Below are 17,403 nucleotides of genomic sequence, written 5' to 3'. Positions count from 1 at the left end.
TTGATTTGGGAAATCTGAGAATCTGCTTCAACTCACTTAGCTCTAATTCAGAGCAGCGGCTTCCGCCGCTCTGAACTTTATTAAATAAGTACTTTTACAGGTCGCCGTTGCGAAATGCTAGGACAAAAATTACAGCAGGCCCAGCCAGGACAATTAGACCGACAAACAGTAGTTGAAAAATAACTTCCCAATTAATATTGGCTAAAGCATCAAACAATCCAAACATTGTTTCCTCCCGATTGGTCTTAAAAAATTCAATAACTTCAATTGCAAAACCCGCGATCGATCATATCCGGCTATGGACTGCTAGATTTAATTTACTTAACAAAATTATAAGAAAAGACATAAAAATGTAAGATGAGGGACTAGGGATTAGGGAGCAGAGGGGACAAGGAAGACAAGGGGGACAAGGAGGACAAGGAAGACAAATGACCCTTGACTATTGACAACTGACAAATGACAACTGACAAATGACAAATGACAAATATGGCAACTTGGGAATGTATAAAGCAATGTGGAGCCTGCTGTAATCTTGACCCAGCAGATCGTCCAGAGATAGAAGAGTATCTTTCACCCGCAGAACTGGAACTTTACCTGAGTATGGTAGGTGAAGGCGGATGGTGCGTTAATTTCGACCATCAAACGCGAGAATGTCGCATTTACCCCAATCGTCCTCGTTTCTGCCGCGTAGAAACAGATATATTTCAGGATATGTATGGAATTGAGCCAGAGGAACTCAACGATTTTGCTATTGACTGCTGTCGCCAACAGATAGAAGGAGTATATGGCGATCGCAGCTTGGAACTGATCCGTTTTAACAAAGCTGTCGGTATCTAACTTGTCCGCCTCGAAAGGCGAAACACTGATACTCTCGGACTGCTGACAGGAAGTCCTAAGCTCAAAGAATTAATTAACCCTGCCGAGTCAGTATATTTAAATTTGAGGTTGTTAAAAATACCAAATTTTTCAAATAATTCCACACATGCATTTGTAGGGGCGGGGTCTCCCCGCCCTTAACGACCTTGTTAATCTAGCCGAAGGTTTCACTTAACGGCTATGTATACAAATTAACCAACTACGATATAAGGCGAGTTAATCGCCGCTACACGACCAGCATCTGCTAAAGCTTGATAAACTATTGCCACTACCTCAGCGCGTGTAGCATCGCGGGTAGGGTTGAGTTGTTTGGGATTCGGGTAATTAACGATAATCTGCTTATCTATCGCTTTGGCGACTTCATCCTTGGCATAGTCAGGAATCTTCGCTTGGTCATCAAATTTGAAAGCGGTGGTAGTATTACCAGATAATCCCAATCCATTTACCAGAGAAACTATAACTTGCACGCGCTGGATATTTTGGTTGGGGTGGAAAGTACCATCAGGAAAACCAGCGATAAATAAACCTTGATATGCTTGCTGAATTACCTTAGCCGCCCAAAAATCTGCTGCTACATCCTTGAATTTGATAGCCGCACGGTTTGGGGATGGGTTGAAAGCTTTGACAAGTAAAGCAGCATACTGTGCCCTAGTCATTGTCGCATCAGGTTTAAATGTGCGATCGGGAAAACCGCTAACTATTCCTTGTTTGACTAATTCTCTAATAAACGCAGCTGCCCAATGATTAGCAATGTCTGTTAAATCGCTGGATGTTGGGGTGGGTGTTGGTGTTGGGGTGGGTGTCGGTATCGGGGTGGGCGTGGGCGTTGGTGTTGGTGTGGGCGTTGGTACAGGTACAGGTATCGGTGTTGGTGTAGGTGTGGGCGTGGGTGTCGGTGTAGGTGTGGGTGTTGGTGTGGGCGTTGGTGTGGGCGTTGGTGTAGGTGTTGGGGTTGGTGTGGGTATTGGAGTAGAAGCAAACTCAATTTTGCCCGATATTTTAGTGGGATCGATTTGATTTCCCACAGAAATCAGTTGGTTGCTACCAGCATTTTGCAAATCAAACTTACCGTTGTTGCGTAGGATATTACCCCCAGGACTATTGGCACTGCCCAAATCTGGTAAGGCGCTGGCAATTACTGTCAGACCATCATCAGTATTTTTTTCACTGATATTATTACGCAGAATCGGACGCGCAGTGCCAGAGACAACAATGCCAGAGCGGTTTTCAGAAATTTTGTTATCTACAATTGTGGGTGCGGCAGCATCACTAACGGCAATACCATAACCTGTTTTGACGAAGGTATTACCTTTAATTTCCCCTTTGGAATTTTTAGCTATGGAAACACCATTGGCAGCATTCTCAGAGAATATATTGCCGATGATTACTGGATTGGCATCACCAGTGGCAAAAACTCCTTCTCGCTTGGAATTAATGAAGGTGCTATTGGCAACAGTTGGTGTACTAGATTCAGCCCAAACAGCAGAACCACGGCTAGCTGGATTTGTGACAGTGACTCCGCGAAGCTCCGCACCATTCAGCATCACAAAGGTGACATTTTGTCCAGCAAATGTCCGGCTGAGGTAGTTACCGCTACCTTCAATCACAACGCTGCTACCTTTGTTGGCTTCGTTACCCACCACTATTACACCAGATGGAACGGTTAAGGGAAAAACTTCACCGGTAGTAGCATTGTAATTACCGTCTGCTAGTTGAATTCTGCTACCAGGAGTAGCCACCTTCAGGGCTTGGGCGATCGTTTTAAAGGGAGCTTGTTGGCTACCAACGTTGCTATCATTGCCTGACCCTGGATTTACGTAAAAATTTTGCGCCATATTTATACTGCGAAAAAAGACATAGATATACTAGCGCTAACCATTGAATTAGGTAGCAATTGCTAAAAAATAAATCAAATCGCAACATTGACTTCCAGAGCTTTAGGATACATTCCGCAAAAATTTACCAGAACATTTGCTTGGCTTTGATATGTCCGGTTGCAGACAAGTCAATTGAGAGCGATCGCTCTCAAGCGTTCCCTTTCCCAACAGAGAGTTCCCGCTTTCTGAGGATAGCGAGCCAAGTTCAAGCTTGGCGACTAGTCAAGACAGCAGCAGCAAAAGTAGGCATCTACGACCCACCACCGTATGAAAGCGCAAACAAAAAACCGCTAAACAGAGCATATTAGCGGCTTTTCTTTTGACAATAATTTTGTTTCTTGATGTGAGCGTGCATCTATTTGTAGTCAATGCTTGATTGTGTAGACTAAGCCACTTCCAAAAAGTCTCTGTCTGAGAAATTAACAGGAAAGAATACAGCAGGCGAAACTTTAAAAAACTCAGCAAGTTTTTGAATATGCTCAACTGTCAACTTCCGCTTACCTTTTAGCACATCAGAAACAATCGATTCTGTTTTAAAAATAGGAACTAAATCTTTTTGTTTAAGATTTAATTCAGCCATTAAAACCTTGAGAAGGTCTACTCCGTAAATATCTAGAACTAAATCTTGTTGTGATTCATATTCATGAATTACCATTCCTAGTAAATTCAGATAGTCTTCTTCTTCCTCTGTCAATTCTCCTTTGTCAAGCAATTTATCAATAACTGCCTGAGTTTTTTCAAAATCATCCTCAGATTTTATAGGGCGCGGGGGGAAACTTGTAAGCAATTCTGTATAGGTATTTTTGTGTAACATTTTATCATTATAGTATATTGCAATTTCGCCATTTATAACTAAGATTAAAGCTTGAGTAACCCTAGTTATACTTGTTTTATAGCTTCTCTAATTACAAGCTAGCTATCAAACCATTCATCATTTTTCCATTTATCTTTATCGTATTCTGTATGAGTAAGGAACTCACGAATATATATAGCCTTAGTCCTATAGTTAATACAGGTTATTAACCTATATTTATTACCTCCAATATCAAAAATTACGAAGTTTTTAACTCCATCTAGAGCAAAAAGGGAAGTAGTTTTGATGATGTTAAAACTATTCCAGTCTTGTTCTTTTACAAGCTTTTTCCAAGCGCGTATGCTAGCTTCAGCATCGGGGTACTTTTCACAAGCTTGTTTGAGTCTTTTCTCAGTGATGATTCGCATCTATTTGGTTTTCCTCTTGACCTAAAAATAGCCATTATTTACATCTCCTTAACCCATTACTAGGCTAATCTTAGCAAAATGCGAAGTTAGGCGCAACTGTCTAACCTATGAGTATTTTTACTTTTGGCTCTAAACCCCAGAAAATAGTTTTAATGTCAATGATGATTTAGCTGTGGTAAATTAGGGCGATCGCTTGCCAAGCAATTTTTACCGGAAACCAGTGCGACCAAGCTCGGTTCTCTCTTGTGCGATAAATTTTATCAACATGGACGAATTCTGGATCATAACCAGTGTAGTTTTTCAAGGCTTCGACTTGTGCTTTAGATGAGGCATTCCTGCGGCGGCTACGGTTTTTGATCGACTTTCCCTTTCCTGGATTGGCAGAACGCAAGCTGATCTGCTAACGAGCCTTTGCGCCGAAACTCCTACCGATGAACTAGATGAGGAGCATCTGGCCTGGTTTAATCTAACGGGTGGTAATATACATAATATTGCCCTGAATGCCACATTCTTAGCCGCTAAAGCAGGCAGTTCTGTAACAATGCCTCTCGTATTAGCCAGTATCCGTACTGAACTGGACAAGATTGAACGTCCCATTAATGAGGCAGAGTTTCGTTGGCAATCTCCGACCGGAAACTGGTCATGAGCGATCGCCCAAGCCTCAACTTAAAACCGGGAGAACTGGATGAGAACCCTATCAACCACCTCAACTAAAACAACTTCAGCCAATGAGTTGAACCGCGGTCACTCAGGCATCTTGCAGCGGAAATGTGAGTCCTGTGGGCAACATACGATCGCGGGTGGAGAATGCACCAGTTGTGCGAAGAATAAGGCTAGCTTACAACGGAAGCTCATGATTGGGGCTAGTAACGATCCCTTGGAACTGGAAGCCGATCGCATTGCTGACCAGGTAATGCGGATGCCAGAACCAGCGATTCAGCGCCAGATGGAACTGGAAGACGAAGAAGAGGGGATGATTCAAAGGGAAATCGCCAGTCAAATCACTCCTTTAGTTCAACGGCAAGTTTCGCCTCAAGTAGCAGCGGAGGATGTCATTCAGACGAAAGCTACAGGCAATCAAACAACTGCACCAGCTTCAACCCAAGAATCTTCTGAAGCGCCCTACAGTGTTCATCAAGCATTATCTTCACCTGGACAACCTCTTGATGCAGCAACTCGTGCCTTTATGGAGCCGCGTTTCGGCCATGACTTTTCACGGGTGCGGGTGCATTCCGGCGAGGCTGCCGAGCGATCGGCGTGGGACGTGAAGGCTCATGCCTACACAGTGGGGCACAATATCGTATTCGGCACAAGTCAGTTCGTACCCGGAAGCACCACCGGACGACAGTTGCTGGCTCACGAATTGGCTCATGCTATCCAGCAGTCCGGCAGTCCACCCGCCACTTGGTCTAGCGCTTCTCAGGTTTTAAGACCAACATCAACGACTCTTGTCCAACGCCAGGAAACAGGATCGGGGTTAGATGATCCACTCTATATGGCTGATCGGAGATGGTCGTCGGGGCAAGGCCCGGATGATCGAATTACGGGCTACAAACTCCAAAACTGGGCGATTGCGCGTGCGAGTTTTGTAATTCAAGATGATAGATCTCTTATGAGAATGCAAGAGCAAGATGGAGCAGAGTCAGACATTGTCGATGAGATTGCGATACTGCTGACTGATCTCTTGCGTGGACACAATCCGCTCGATCCGGATGCACCAGAATACATACGGATGGGGTCCGAAAAACACCTACGTCCCATGTTTGAGCAGACAAGTCTGGACAAGTTCGAGGGATCTGTAAACGCCCGTGAGATGGCCGTGATGGAATTGATGGATCATTGGGGACCTATCAAGGATTATTTAACTCATGCGCTGATCACACGCTACCGCGATAGTTACCTAGAAGCTGCGGGCAGGACGCCGCAAAATATGAGTCTTACGGATGACAGCAAGGAGATAAAACGAATTAGGACGAAGGATCTGTATCAACATGAGCATCGAATTCACCAGGGACTGGTCGGTGATATTATTTTCAGGGTTGGTCAGCGTTATGGTCGTTTCCACATTGCTGACATCTACAAGACCCTTGGGACAGGATCTGACAGTGGAGGCATCGTTTGGGTCTATCTTGATGGTTACCCATTGTGGTATTACAGCGGGAGTGTTGATCTCCTCAATAGACAGACCGTCATTGGTGAGGTTATGCGCGAAACTGCTGAGGCTGCGAAATTCGCCGCGCAGCTCTTTCCCTTATTGATCAAGGCCGGTGGCTTTGTCCTGTCCTTCTCACCTAGTCCTCTCATAATGATTGCTGGTGTCGTGCTCGACGATCTGGGTGAGGAAGGATTGCGGGATCTTAGTGGCGAAGGTCGAAGTTTCAAGGACATCGCTAGCAGCGCAGGTCGAGAGATCCTCGTAAATCTCGTTATTGGCAAGCTCATGGGCGGCGGAGAAGGTAAGGCGACGTCTGAAGCGGCTGAAACGCTCGATAAAGTAGCGGAGAAGGCGGCGACCAAAATACGGGCATCGGTTGAACAAGAGATCGCACGTACTGAAGGTCCACAAGTCGTTAGGGCAGTAGAAGCTGGTGAGGTTCGCGGTGTAACTGACAAGGCGCTCGTTGACGAGGGCTTTGTATACGAGATGGAAATTAAGCATGATGGAGGCAGTCATATATATCGCAGAAAACTAAACGGAAAAATCTGTCGATGGAGTACGCATAGAATTTGCGACTTAACGGCTCTCGAAGAGGAACTTGAACACCTCGGTGGTTTTCAAGAGGGATTTGAAGGCCCACTCGGTGACATAGTCGCGGATCCTAAAGAAGCGGGCAGTTTGTTCAATAAGCTGAAAATTCCGAAAGGGGCGCATGCTGAAGTTCAGCTGCGTACGCCAAGCGGAAGATATCCACGCGTCGATCTGTACATTAAAGGAGAGAAAATAATCTCCCGTAAGTTTCCAATGGGGCAACTCGCAAATGATGAGCTTAAGGCGCTGGACTATCTCCAGGAACTCTACGTCAAGTACCCGCCGAAAGCCCCGATTCGCTCAGCCGACCTCAAGGGCGAAGTGCTAGAGGGAGTACAGGTGCTTCAGGTTCCTGTTCAATACGTATTGCCTCTTCCGGAAATAGTGCTGAAATATGCGAGAGACCGAAACATTATCATCTGTGACATTGAAGGAAAAATTTACAACCTTTAAGCCTGCGTAGAATCAGTATTTTGCGGTGCGATCGCCCAACCGTAGGTTGAGTCGAAGCATGAAACCCAACAAATCACACCCCTAAGCAACTATCCTTTAACTCACCCAAGCGATCGCCCAAGTTTTAACTTAAAACCAGGAGAACTGGATGAGAACCCTATCAACCACCCCAACTAAAACAACTTCAGCCAATGAGTTGAATCGCGATCGCTCTGGCATTTTGCAGTGCGATCGCCGATCTTGTAGAGTGCGTTCCTTGCCACAACTTCCATACCTCACTCAAACCCTATCCTGGGAACGCACCATCCTCAACAAGTGCGATCGCCTCTTGTAGTACGATCTCATCGCCCGTAGCGACTGTCTTGAATGTCAAGCGATGGCTTCGCCAAAGCCTTCGGCTAACGTTAACAAAAAACCGGGACTGTGAACATTGACGCAACTGGGGAACGCTGCGCTAGATTCGGTGGTGCCTGGTACGGGCATCAAGATTATGCATTGGCAGCAAAGATAGTCACAGCCCGCACGCCTTCACTCCGCTACTTCTGTGTTAGCAACTTTCAATTGTCCCGAAAATATTTCTTACGCACTTTACTGTATATATTCTTTGTCAGTAATTTTACTAAACGGATTCTTGAGAGTTCGGGAATATTTTGTGGTTGTTGGATTTTATGATCGAAAAATTCGTTTAATTCATCCAGAATCACTTGCAACCGCTTAATAATATTGTCGTACCGATACTCGTTAAAAAACTCTTCCGACAAAGTCATATTGACTGGAGATTCCAACACCTTTAAAATACGTTGAATATCAAATTCTTTTGAATATCCAGCAATTTTATAGCAATTAAATCCCGGATCTAGGTAATCAGATAACCCGCCATTGACACTTGAAAATACTTGACAGCCACAGGCAAGGGCTTCCATTGGTTGTAAACCAAATCCTTCACTTACATTTTGTTGCGCCCAATATTCAGCAGAGTCATAAAGATAAATTTTAGCGCGATTGAATAATCCAGGCAAATCTTCTACATAGGAATTAACCACAAGTACATTACATTTTTTCTCTAATTCGGGAATCAATGCTTGCATTAAATATTCTGAAGATTTTCTTGCCTGAACTAAAACATCGATGTCTCTTTGTAGATGTAAATTTTGAAATTCGTTACTAATTTGATTAGGCAAATAATAAATCAAAGAGTTGGGAGATTTTTGCCCCCAATATCCCATTGTATTTCGGCTAACAGTGATAATGGGTATACTGCCTGATAAGTAGAATTTGTAACCTGCGCTATGAGCATGGTATACAACGTTATATTGTTGAAGTTTAGCAGCGAGTTGGGCTATATCAAATCCCCAACTAATAACAAAAATTACATCATTTAAATTTTTCTCTTGGAGTAGATCATCTATAAACAGTCTGCCAGACTCCCTTTGACGATAAGTGACAACATCAGCGCTACAAATCTGCTGAACTAAATTAACTGTTTTTAACTCTGCCCAAAGACCACCACAAGCAAATTTACTATCTGTTCCTGGAAGTAAGAAATAAAGCTTTCTCATTACTTAACTCTCTGAAAATGCGTAGGCGCGCGATCGCATAGCGGTAAGTCACTATATTAATAGAAATACCGCTTGGCAGAGCAGAACAGATATTAGGCGGATATTCACTAGCAGCAAAGGAAAGCTGAGATATTATTCTTGCCAATTCACCTTCACAAAATGCGCCTCTCGTCCCCAAACGTCCCGTGTCCGAATAATATGTTCAATTTTGAGGTTAAAGGGAATGGCAGTTGTGATGTAGCGCTGTGCCATTAAACCTAAATCTGGTGCAAGTTCAGCAGCTGTTGTCGCTGCTAATCCCAAACCGATGAGTTGCTCAATTGGTCGGAACGGTAGCAACAGATGCACACCCACAGCTAGTCCAGCGGTTAACAGCATAGCTACTGATAAATTTGTGCCGCAACGGGGATGTACAGCTAAATCCGATTCGCCACTAGTCAGGCGATGTAGGGCGAGAGTGACTGCACGTCGTAAATCACTAATATTGACTTCACCATAGAGGTAGAATCCATGTTCTGTAGACAACCCGCTTAATAGTTCGTTATCAACTTGAACATTGGTAGATTCTCTGCTGTTCGTATAGGCACTGTTTGATTCACTCAGAACCCAAACAGTAGCATGTTCTAAAGCATGAACTTGTCGCAGGAGCAAAATTTCTTTCAATCCCGGAATAAATGATAGCTGTCTGAGTAAATCAGCATCCGGTGTGGGTTGGGGAAAATCAACAGCCGCCGCTGGCTCTGCGACTCTCGGAATATTCCCAGATATGGGAGTCGTTAAATCAAAGTTGAAAAAGTCAAAGGGAGATAAGCCACTTTGAAAAGAAGCAGAAGTATTCATAAAATCTCGCGGTATGTGTAGAAACCCACTGCTTCTAGCTGTGGGAGGAAACACAACTCAAGCGCTTTTAAGCGCAGTTTCCTAATCGGGCTTGTGTACAGGAACACTGCTCCCCAAGTCGATAAAGCAACATGGGTTTCTTTCAAATGTAGCGCTTCGAGCAATATATTATTGCTAATTTTTATTGTTGAGTGGATACATACTGTTGCACCCAAGGGAACTTCTCTATCGGTAAAGTCAGAAAAAGACTGTACCGACAGTGAAAAGACTCCCTTTGACGAGCATTATGCCAATTTTAGATTCAAGAAAAGCCGATTTTAGATTTTTTTTGGTTCATGCACATCTTTGGGCGGAACAAATCCAAAATCACGCCACTTCCTACAAGTCTACCGACTGAACGAAGTGCCTTGAGAACCCGCAAAGGCGCAGGGCTGCCAAAATTGAAAATCCTTGAGCCAAGTAGCAAGCGTGGTCGGGTTAAATCCCTTCGGCTTGGTGCAGTCGCTCATGGGGAGCCACTGCGTTATCCGGGTTAAGAGGTAGAGCCGCGTAAGTGGCGTGGAAACTCCTTGGGTACCCGTCGCTGCTTCACCAAAATCCGAGCATCCAAAATCTAAAATTGGTTGAGTTTGACGCTCAAAAAACTTGGTGGTAGAAGTTCACACTGATGAAATTAATGCGTGAAGAGCAGAACACTTAGTTAAGCGTCAGATTTGCCTTGGCTGTAAACCAAAAGAACTTGAACGTGATAACGCAATCAATGATGTTATGGTTCAACGCCATCGATCGCATCCTGACTAGCAACTTGTCTAATCATTATGGTTAGGCAGAGAACAGCAATTGACATCATTCAAACAGACTTTGCCCCACTGTAAAGCCCAGCGCACAAGAGCTACTCGGTTTTCCGTCTGGGTTTTCGTGAGAATATTGCTGATATGGTTATCAACTGTGCGTTTGCTAATTTCCAGTTTTCCTGCAATCTCTTGGTTAGTTAAGCCAGCGGCCACTAAGTCGATAATTTGCAGTTCTCTGTCTGACAGACTAACAGGGGTCTGAGACTCGCCAGCAGCCATGACTTATTCTATCCTCCCTTGGTATATGTACTTAACCGCTCTCTCTCATTCTAGAAGATTCTTTTGTCGGCAGGCGTTTCCAGTGCGATTAGCATTACAATTGCTATTCTTTTCTGTTTATTTTTGGTTCATCTTCAGGTAATTGACGAAATTACAGTATTAAATACTACCATCAAATAGCTAAAATTAGCTGTTTTCATGATGCAATAAAATGTGGGGAACAAAGCATGTATATCTCATGTTAGTAGCAAACATTGCTATTTCCAGCGATGAAGGACGGGCGACAGATAGCCAAGTTTATTGTAGATTTTATACTGGAAAATCTGACTGACAAATCGCAAACTAAAATGAAATGAGCAATCCCCGTGTTTTATGTCTCGGTGAAATTTTGTTTGATTGTTTAGCCGATCAATTGGGGCTAAAGCTAGAAGAAGTTCAGTCTTGGACTCCTTACCCTGGAGGCGCACCAGCTAACGTGGCTTGTGCTTTAGTCAAGCTGGGGACACCAGCAGGTTTTATCGGCGCGGTTGGTGAAGATGAACCTGGGAATAGCTTGGTAAAGCTTTTACAAGAATTAGGCGTAGATACAATTGGGGTGCAACGCCATCCGACAGCACCAACAAGGCAAGTATATGTGACAAGGGATCTCGCAGGCGATCGCACTTTTGCTGGATTTGGCAAATATGACACCACTGAATTTGCTGATACGCGCCTGCAAGCAGATAAATTACCCTTACCTCTGTTTCAAGAGGCAGATTTTTTGGTTTTGGGTACTTTGGAATTGGCTTATCCTGACAGTGAACAGGCAATTCACCGTGCTTTAGAATTAGCAGAATATTACGATCTGAAGATTTTGCTGGATGTTAATTGGCGACCTGTATTTTGGCAAGATGCCAATATTGCTCGGCAAAAGATTGAGCAAATATTGAAACGAGTTGATTTTATCAAGCTTTCCAAAGAAGAAGCAGAATGGCTATTTGATACTAATGATCCAGGTGCAATTACTTACAGGTTAAATTCGATTGAGGGAGTATTGGTGACCGATGGGGAAAATGGTTGCGCCTACTGCTTAGCTGAAAATGAAGGCAAATTACCCTCATTCTCTATACCTGTAGTGGATACAACGGGTGCGGGGGATAGCTTTTTGGCTGGGTTTATTTATCAAATACTTCAGCATGGTATCCAAAACTTGGGTAATCCAGAAATCGCAAAACGTATTGTTACCTATGCCAGCGCTGTGGGTGCGCTAACTACCATTAAACCAGGCGCGATCGCCTCCCAACCCACTACAGATGAAGTCGAAGCTTTTCTGGCTTCTCATCAACTTTAGGGCATGGGGCATGGGGCATGGGGCATTGGACATGGAGAAGAAAATTCCCTACACTCCCCACACTCCCTTGTCCCCCTTGTCTCCTCTACCCTTTGCCTTTCTTTCGATCAGCCTTCCGGAATAGTACCAACGCCGTTTGTAGACTAGTGTGTTCTGATACTTGATAGCGATCGCAGAATGTGTAGGTTCAAGAGGTACTATGAACACAATTGAAAGTTTAGCAGTGATCGGCAAACGCCTGACGGCATGGACTAACGCCTATTATCCCGGTTGGAGGCAAGAATATTTACGCCCTGAAGACATTGATTATAGCGCTGTGACTGCTGTCATCCATTTTGCTGTCAAACCAGGTATTCAACAGCACAGTTCGCTTTTTGATCCAGCAGGCTTGGATGTTGAAACTAATCAAATTACCCCAGATAACTCGGCGGCGCTGTTGAAAGCAGCCCATGCAAGCGGAACAAAAGTGCTGTTTGCGATCGGTGGGGGAGATGGTAAAACAGAAGTCAAGGGCGCGACACACCGGAGATTTCGAGCCGCTACCAGCCCGGAAAATCTCGAAGCCTTCACTAATAATCTTGTCAAATTTTTAACAAATGACTATACAGGCTATGGTGGCGAACAATACGATGGTATTGATATTCATTGGCAATCTCTCACAGAAGAAGATGAAGCGCAATATACAGCGTTCATTAATCTTTTGAGTCAGAAATTGAGTGCCATTAATCCTCGGCCGATCTTAACTGCGGCTGTCAAGGAGCGACCAGAGCTATTTGCCAGATTGCAAGACCAATTCGCGCAAATCAATATCACGACTTATAATTTAGCCAGCAATGAGCTAGGTTCGGTGACTTGGCACAATGCTCCACTTTATGACGGTGGTTACAAATTTCCTAGCACTGGTCAACTTCTGCCTTCTGCTGATGGTCTTGTGAAAGCTTTTGTTGATGCAGGTGTCAGCGCAAGTAAGTTAGGAATTGGTATTGACTTTGAGGGCAAAAAATGGGGCGGTGTTTTTGAGCCGCTACAGAAATGGGATAAAACTCAGATACCGATATTGGGATCAATTCCTTATTTTGAGATCATTAATCGCTATTACAAAAAGCAGGTTTATTACTGGGATACAACCACTCAATCTGCCTATTTAAAAATTAATTCACTGGGTTCAGCTACTGATAGTTTTATTTCTTATGAAAATGAAAAATCTGTTCAGGTAAAGATTGATTACGTTGAAAAAAATGGCTTAGGCGGTGTGATTATTTGGGATCTGGGCGCTGCTTGGTTCCCGGAAGCAAAGATTCGCGATCCTTTGCTTCAGGCTGTGAAAAATGCTACATACCCGTTAGTCTATGCATGGTGATTTGTTACTAATACAGTTAGCTGGGATATCAGTTGCTATCAGCTAAACACTGGACAACAGTGGACAAGATAGCCAGATTAAGCGAAAGCTACGTTAGAAAGGTCATGACACCTAAGAATGCTTTCCAGTTTTTAGCTCTGTCGCTTAACAAGAGCAAGTAGTTAAAAGGTTAAGCTCTACCAACCAAGCTAGCAACTACTGTTGCTAACTCAGCTGGTTCAATTGGTTTAGGTAAATGTAGCTGATAACCTTCTTGGATAGCTCGCATCCGGTCTTCTGCTCTAGCATAAGCTGTCAGTGCTGCTGCTGGCACATTCCCTCCTTGCTCTGGTGGTAGCGATCGCACTTTGCGGATTAATGAATAACCATCTTCTGTCGGCATACCGATGTCACTGACAATCACATCTGGTTTCCACTCTTGAATTATCTGCAATGCTTCTGGTACTGATGCTGCTGCTTGCACTTCGGCTTGGGATTGTTGAAGTACGGTGGTGATAAATTCCCGGCTATCAACTTCGTCGTCTACTACTAGGACTCGCACGCCTAACAAGGAAGGATACAAAACCGACGCGGAATCATCTTCTTTGTGTAGGGAGGAAATTGTTGCTTGTGTTGGCGACAACAGCGGTAGCTTGACTGTAAATGTCGCGCCTTGCTCCTCACCTGGACTATCGACTTGCACTGTACCGCCATGCAGTTCTACTAAATGACGGACAATTGCTAACCCTAATCCTAGTCCACCATGTTTTCTGGTACTGGAACTATCAGCTTGACGAAATCTATCAAATACGTAAGGCAGAAACTCGGAACTAATACCAATACCTGTGTCAATTACTTGAATCTGAGCGTAGCTAGTCAGATTACCTTTGCATTTTTCGACGAGTTTTGCCATCCTAATTTCTATTTTACCACCTGGAGAAGTAAATTTGATGGCGTTGGATAATAAATTCCAAATGATCTGCTGTAAGCGTTCGGCATCGCCGGAAACTAAAAATTCACTACTGCGATTATTTGCTACTGATTCCTGCTCCGGTAGAGAAAATTGCACATCGATTTCCTTGACTTGGGCTGCTAGGTGAACCGTCTCTAAGGCTGAGTTAATAATGGAAATCAGATTGCAAGTCGCCACATTCAAACGCAACTTTCCTCTAATCATCCGCGAAATATCCAGCAAGTCTTCAATTAGCTGGGTTTGGATTCTGGCATTGCGTTCGATTGTTTCCAAACCCCTACTCGCTTGAGTTTCGTTGAGATTACGGGAACGTAGCAATTGTGCCCAACCGAGGATAGCGTTGAGGGGCGATCGCAATTCATGGGACAATATCGCCAAAAATTCATCTTTCATTCGGTTTGCTTCTTGCAACTGCTCAGTTTGTTGTTGCAAAGAAGTAATTAACCGCGCCCGTTCCATTGCGATCGCTATTTGATCGCAAACTGCTTGCATCATTCCCTTTTGATTATCACTGAAGCGAGTGCGAGTGCGGCTGCCAAAGGAAAGAGTACCTAAAAGCTGCCCTTGAGTAATTAACGGGTAACTGTAGTAAGCTGTAATGCCGATAGAGCGAATCAATGCTGTTTTTGGGTCAGTTGATTGCTGGACATTATCTAAGGTAACCTGACACTTTGTTTGGGCTGTCGTCCCACATACTGCTGTACCCACCGCCAAGTACTCGATTTCTTTTGCCAGTTCTTCAGAAATACCCGTGGATGAGGCTAGATGCATTACCTGAGAGTTGTCTTCTATCAAGTAATTTAGATACATATCTAACCCAATTTGCTCGGCAAGTTGACGGAATAAGCTATCAACTAATGCCACAGGATTTTGACTGGATAATAATTCACTAGCAGTATCAAATAGCAGTTTAAGTCTTTTGTAGCCTAAAGAAAGGGCTTTTTCTACTTGCTTGATATTGGTAATATCTTGGAAAACTAATACACAGGTAGCTGGATAACCATGCATTGCAGGCATTGTATCAGCAAATATCAATAGAGAACGCACACCTTGATTTGTATGCCAGTCTACCTCTAACCCATCCAGGCGTTCTCCACGAGCAACCCGCACTCCTGGCATTTGGTCGTTGGCAAGGCGATCGCCGTGAGCATCAGTATAATAATAAAACTTGTGGTAATCTGCTGCTGCTATCCCTTTGGGAAATTCGCCCCCAGCTACTTCGTCGGCGGCGCGATTAGCGAAAGTTACCCGTGCTGTTCCTGGTTCTATAAATATTAGTGGTCTGGGCATGAGATTGAGTACATCTTCCAGCCATTTTTGCTGATTTCGTAGCAATTCCTCAGCTTGCTTGCGTTCTGTAATATCCAAAAATGCACCGATGCAGCCTCTAGTATTACCTTCTTCGTCAAACAAAGGTGCAACATACTCTAATAACTTGACTAATTTACCATTTTCCTGTAATATCTCTAGCTCAAAATCTACAACTTCAACGCCATGAGCAGCAGCATACTGCATGGGGAGTTCTTGTCCTGATATTTCCTTACCCTCACGGTAGAGTTTAAAATTTGGTCTCTCCTCAAGTGGCGCAGTCAAGGAGGCGTTGTTATCCGGCGAAATCCCTAACTGTTTGGCAAAAGCGGGATTAACTCTAATACTTTCACATTCAGGATCTTCGGCAATACCAATGCCAATGGGGATAACATCAAGCAAAGTTTGTAACTCAGTGACACGGCGCTGAAGATCCTTGTTGAGCTGGACTATTTGTTGTTTTGCCTGTTGACGTTCACTTAAGTTGATAATAAATGCTACTGAATCTTGGCGTTGTTCTCCCAACAGTACGTAACCAACTAACACCGGTATACGGCTGCCATCTTTGCGGATATATTCTTTTTCATAGGGCGTACAAGCACCATTCGCATTTGCTTGGGCTTGGGCGATTCCCTGCTCATCCAAATATAAGTATTCTGGGGGTGTGATCTCGCTCCAGCTGATCCTCCCGGCTAATAAATCTTCCCGCGTGTAGCCAATCAGGGATAAAAATTCATTATTTGCTTGCTGGATACCGCCATATATATCAGCAAACATAATGCCGATTAAATTAGCATCTACAAGACTTCCGAGTTTTTCTTCGTAAGCTTTTAGTTCATCTTGAACGCGATCGCGTTGTTTACTGAGGCGTTCAACTACTGCTGCACTTTGCCAGATGATAATGGCAAAAATCACCATGATGATAATGGCAAATAATGATATGGCAAACGCCGTATCATATTGACCTATTTTTTGACCAAGAACAATTAACCACCCTACTAGCAAAGGAACTGCGATCGCCGCAAATAATAATCTGCGGGACAACAAACCGCTGTCGGTATTGCTTGTAATTATTCGCATTAATCCCTGGTTTGGATTTGTCCACATAATACCAATACACAGCATTATAAAAGTTATAGCTGTGTGTAAGGCCATTGAAGTTGTATAAGGTTGTAAGCCATACAAACTTTGTACTTGATAGGTATAGCCAATTAACGCCTGCAAGGAAATTAAAGCAGCTATGAGGGCGAGAATTTGGGAATACCAATAGCTACGATCGGTTTTTTGATGCACTGCTAGCTCTAGGGATCTACCGACGAGCATAAAGTCAAGTGCAGTGTTCAATCCCATTCGTCCTGGCCGCGATGTGAATATAGCATTTGGCGAATCGGGGAATAACAACTCGTCAATGCCAAAATTCTTCCCAAAGATATATTGAACGACTGTTAACAACCCAAGCATCAATACTGCTACTGCACACAGCCGCGAAACCCAAAGGTGGTGGGCGTTATTTTGGAGAGAAGTACCTTTTTCTGTCTTGAGATTCTGAACTAACCACAGTGACACACCAGACAGTATAAAACCCAAGGCTGTATTTGCCTTCATGGTCACTAAACCACTAGAGCAGAAACATTTGAGAAATTCAATATCGAAACCCCAGCCAATAAGTACAAATCCGCCGATGAATATGGCGATCGCACTACTGATTTGTACTATTAACGGTTTACTGGGGACTTGGTCGAGAACTTGCAGATACCAGCGGTTTCTGTTTAACATCCAGGTTTTTGTAACCCCATCTAAACGTG

Annotated in this window: 14 protein-coding genes; 5 read left to right on the top strand and 9 right to left on the bottom strand. The window is 43.8% G+C overall.

The genetic code is table 11. From position 1 onward, the window contains the following. Positions 1-94: 94 nt before the first annotated feature. Complete coding sequence (psb30, locus tag AACU32_RS22145) at positions 95-217, bottom strand: photosystem II reaction center protein Ycf12/Psb30 (RefSeq protein ID WP_045872146.1); 123 nt, start codon at positions 215-217, stop codon at positions 95-97. Between the two features lie 269 nt (positions 218-486). Here psb30 and AACU32_RS22140 point away from each other — a divergent pair, with 269 nt between their 5' ends. Further along, positions 487-837 carry a YkgJ family cysteine cluster protein gene (locus AACU32_RS22140; protein ID WP_096608118.1) on the top strand — a complete coding sequence of 117 codons (351 nt, stop codon included), beginning with the start codon at positions 487-489 and terminating at the stop codon, positions 835-837. 230 nt (positions 838-1,067) lie between these two features. Here the strand turns inward: AACU32_RS22140 and AACU32_RS22135 are convergent, their stop codons facing one another. The 4 genes from AACU32_RS22135 to AACU32_RS22120 all read right to left on the bottom strand — a co-directional run bounded on the left by AACU32_RS22135 (position 1,068) and on the right by AACU32_RS22120 (position 4,365). Next, on the bottom strand, positions 1,068-2,711 hold the full coding sequence (locus tag AACU32_RS22135; RefSeq protein WP_096603278.1) for a DUF1565 domain-containing protein: 1,644 nt from the start codon (positions 2,709-2,711) through the stop codon (positions 1,068-1,070). A gap of 427 nt (positions 2,712-3,138) precedes the next feature. Continuing rightward, entirely contained in the window at positions 3,139-3,567 is a 429-nt protein-coding gene (locus tag AACU32_RS22130; protein ID WP_096603277.1) for a helix-turn-helix domain-containing protein, read from the bottom strand. A gap of 98 nt (positions 3,568-3,665) precedes the next feature. Further along, positions 3,666-3,974 carry a type II toxin-antitoxin system HigB family toxin gene (locus AACU32_RS22125; protein ID WP_096603275.1) on the bottom strand — a complete coding sequence of 103 codons (309 nt, stop codon included), beginning with the start codon at positions 3,972-3,974 and terminating at the stop codon, positions 3,666-3,668. Positions 3,975-4,140: 166 nt separating this feature from the next. Beyond that, entirely contained in the window at positions 4,141-4,365 is a 225-nt protein-coding gene (locus AACU32_RS22120; RefSeq protein WP_096603274.1) for a hypothetical protein, read from the bottom strand. 486 nt (positions 4,366-4,851) lie between these two features. On the opposite strand from AACU32_RS22120, the gene AACU32_RS22115 reads away from it, so the two are divergent. Next, entirely contained in the window at positions 4,852-7,176 is a 2,325-nt protein-coding gene (locus AACU32_RS22115; protein ID WP_339378167.1) for an eCIS core domain-containing protein, read from the top strand. Positions 7,177-7,324: 148 nt separating this feature from the next. Then, positions 7,325-7,510, top strand: coding sequence for a hypothetical protein (locus AACU32_RS22110; protein ID WP_096603271.1), 186 nt, complete (start codon positions 7,325-7,327; stop codon positions 7,508-7,510). A 223-nt stretch (positions 7,511-7,733) separates the two neighbouring features. On the opposite strand, the gene AACU32_RS22105 is transcribed toward AACU32_RS22110, so the two are convergent. The 3 genes from AACU32_RS22105 to AACU32_RS22095 form a co-directional block, all read right to left on the bottom strand. After that, on the bottom strand, positions 7,734-8,735 hold the full coding sequence (locus tag AACU32_RS22105) for a glycosyltransferase (RefSeq protein ID WP_096603269.1): 1,002 nt from the start codon (positions 8,733-8,735) through the stop codon (positions 7,734-7,736). 132 nt (positions 8,736-8,867) lie between these two features. Beyond that, on the bottom strand, positions 8,868-9,575 hold the full coding sequence (locus AACU32_RS22100) for a DUF6391 domain-containing protein (protein ID WP_339378166.1): 708 nt from the start codon (positions 9,573-9,575) through the stop codon (positions 8,868-8,870). 809 nt (positions 9,576-10,384) lie between these two features. Beyond that, positions 10,385-10,648, bottom strand: coding sequence for a helix-turn-helix domain-containing protein (locus AACU32_RS22095; protein ID WP_096603268.1), 264 nt, complete (start codon positions 10,646-10,648; stop codon positions 10,385-10,387). A 352-nt stretch (positions 10,649-11,000) separates the two neighbouring features. Here AACU32_RS22095 and AACU32_RS22090 point away from each other — a divergent pair, with 352 nt between their 5' ends. Further along, the gene (locus AACU32_RS22090; RefSeq protein ID WP_096603266.1) at positions 11,001-11,978 is read left to right on the top strand and encodes a carbohydrate kinase family protein; all 978 of its coding nucleotides are present in this window, start codon (positions 11,001-11,003) and stop codon (positions 11,976-11,978) included. 199 nt (positions 11,979-12,177) lie between these two features. After that, positions 12,178-13,338: a glycosyl hydrolase family 18 protein gene (locus AACU32_RS22085; RefSeq protein WP_096603265.1), complete on the top strand. Its 1,161-nt coding sequence runs from the start codon at positions 12,178-12,180 to the stop codon at positions 13,336-13,338. A 169-nt stretch (positions 13,339-13,507) separates the two neighbouring features. Here AACU32_RS22085 and AACU32_RS22080 read toward each other — a convergent pair whose 3' ends face one another. Next, positions 13,508-17,374: a hybrid sensor histidine kinase/response regulator gene (locus AACU32_RS22080; protein WP_096603263.1), complete on the bottom strand. Its 3,867-nt coding sequence runs from the start codon at positions 17,372-17,374 to the stop codon at positions 13,508-13,510. Positions 17,375-17,403: the final 29 nt, after the last annotated feature.

Origin of the sequence: Calothrix sp. NIES-2100, assembly GCF_963875285.1 — a bacterium.
Classification (GTDB): Bacteria; Cyanobacteriota; Cyanobacteriia; order Cyanobacteriales; family Nostocaceae; genus Aulosira.
Note: the sequence above shows the minus strand (reverse complement) of the source record. Positions and strands in the feature narration are given on the sequence as shown.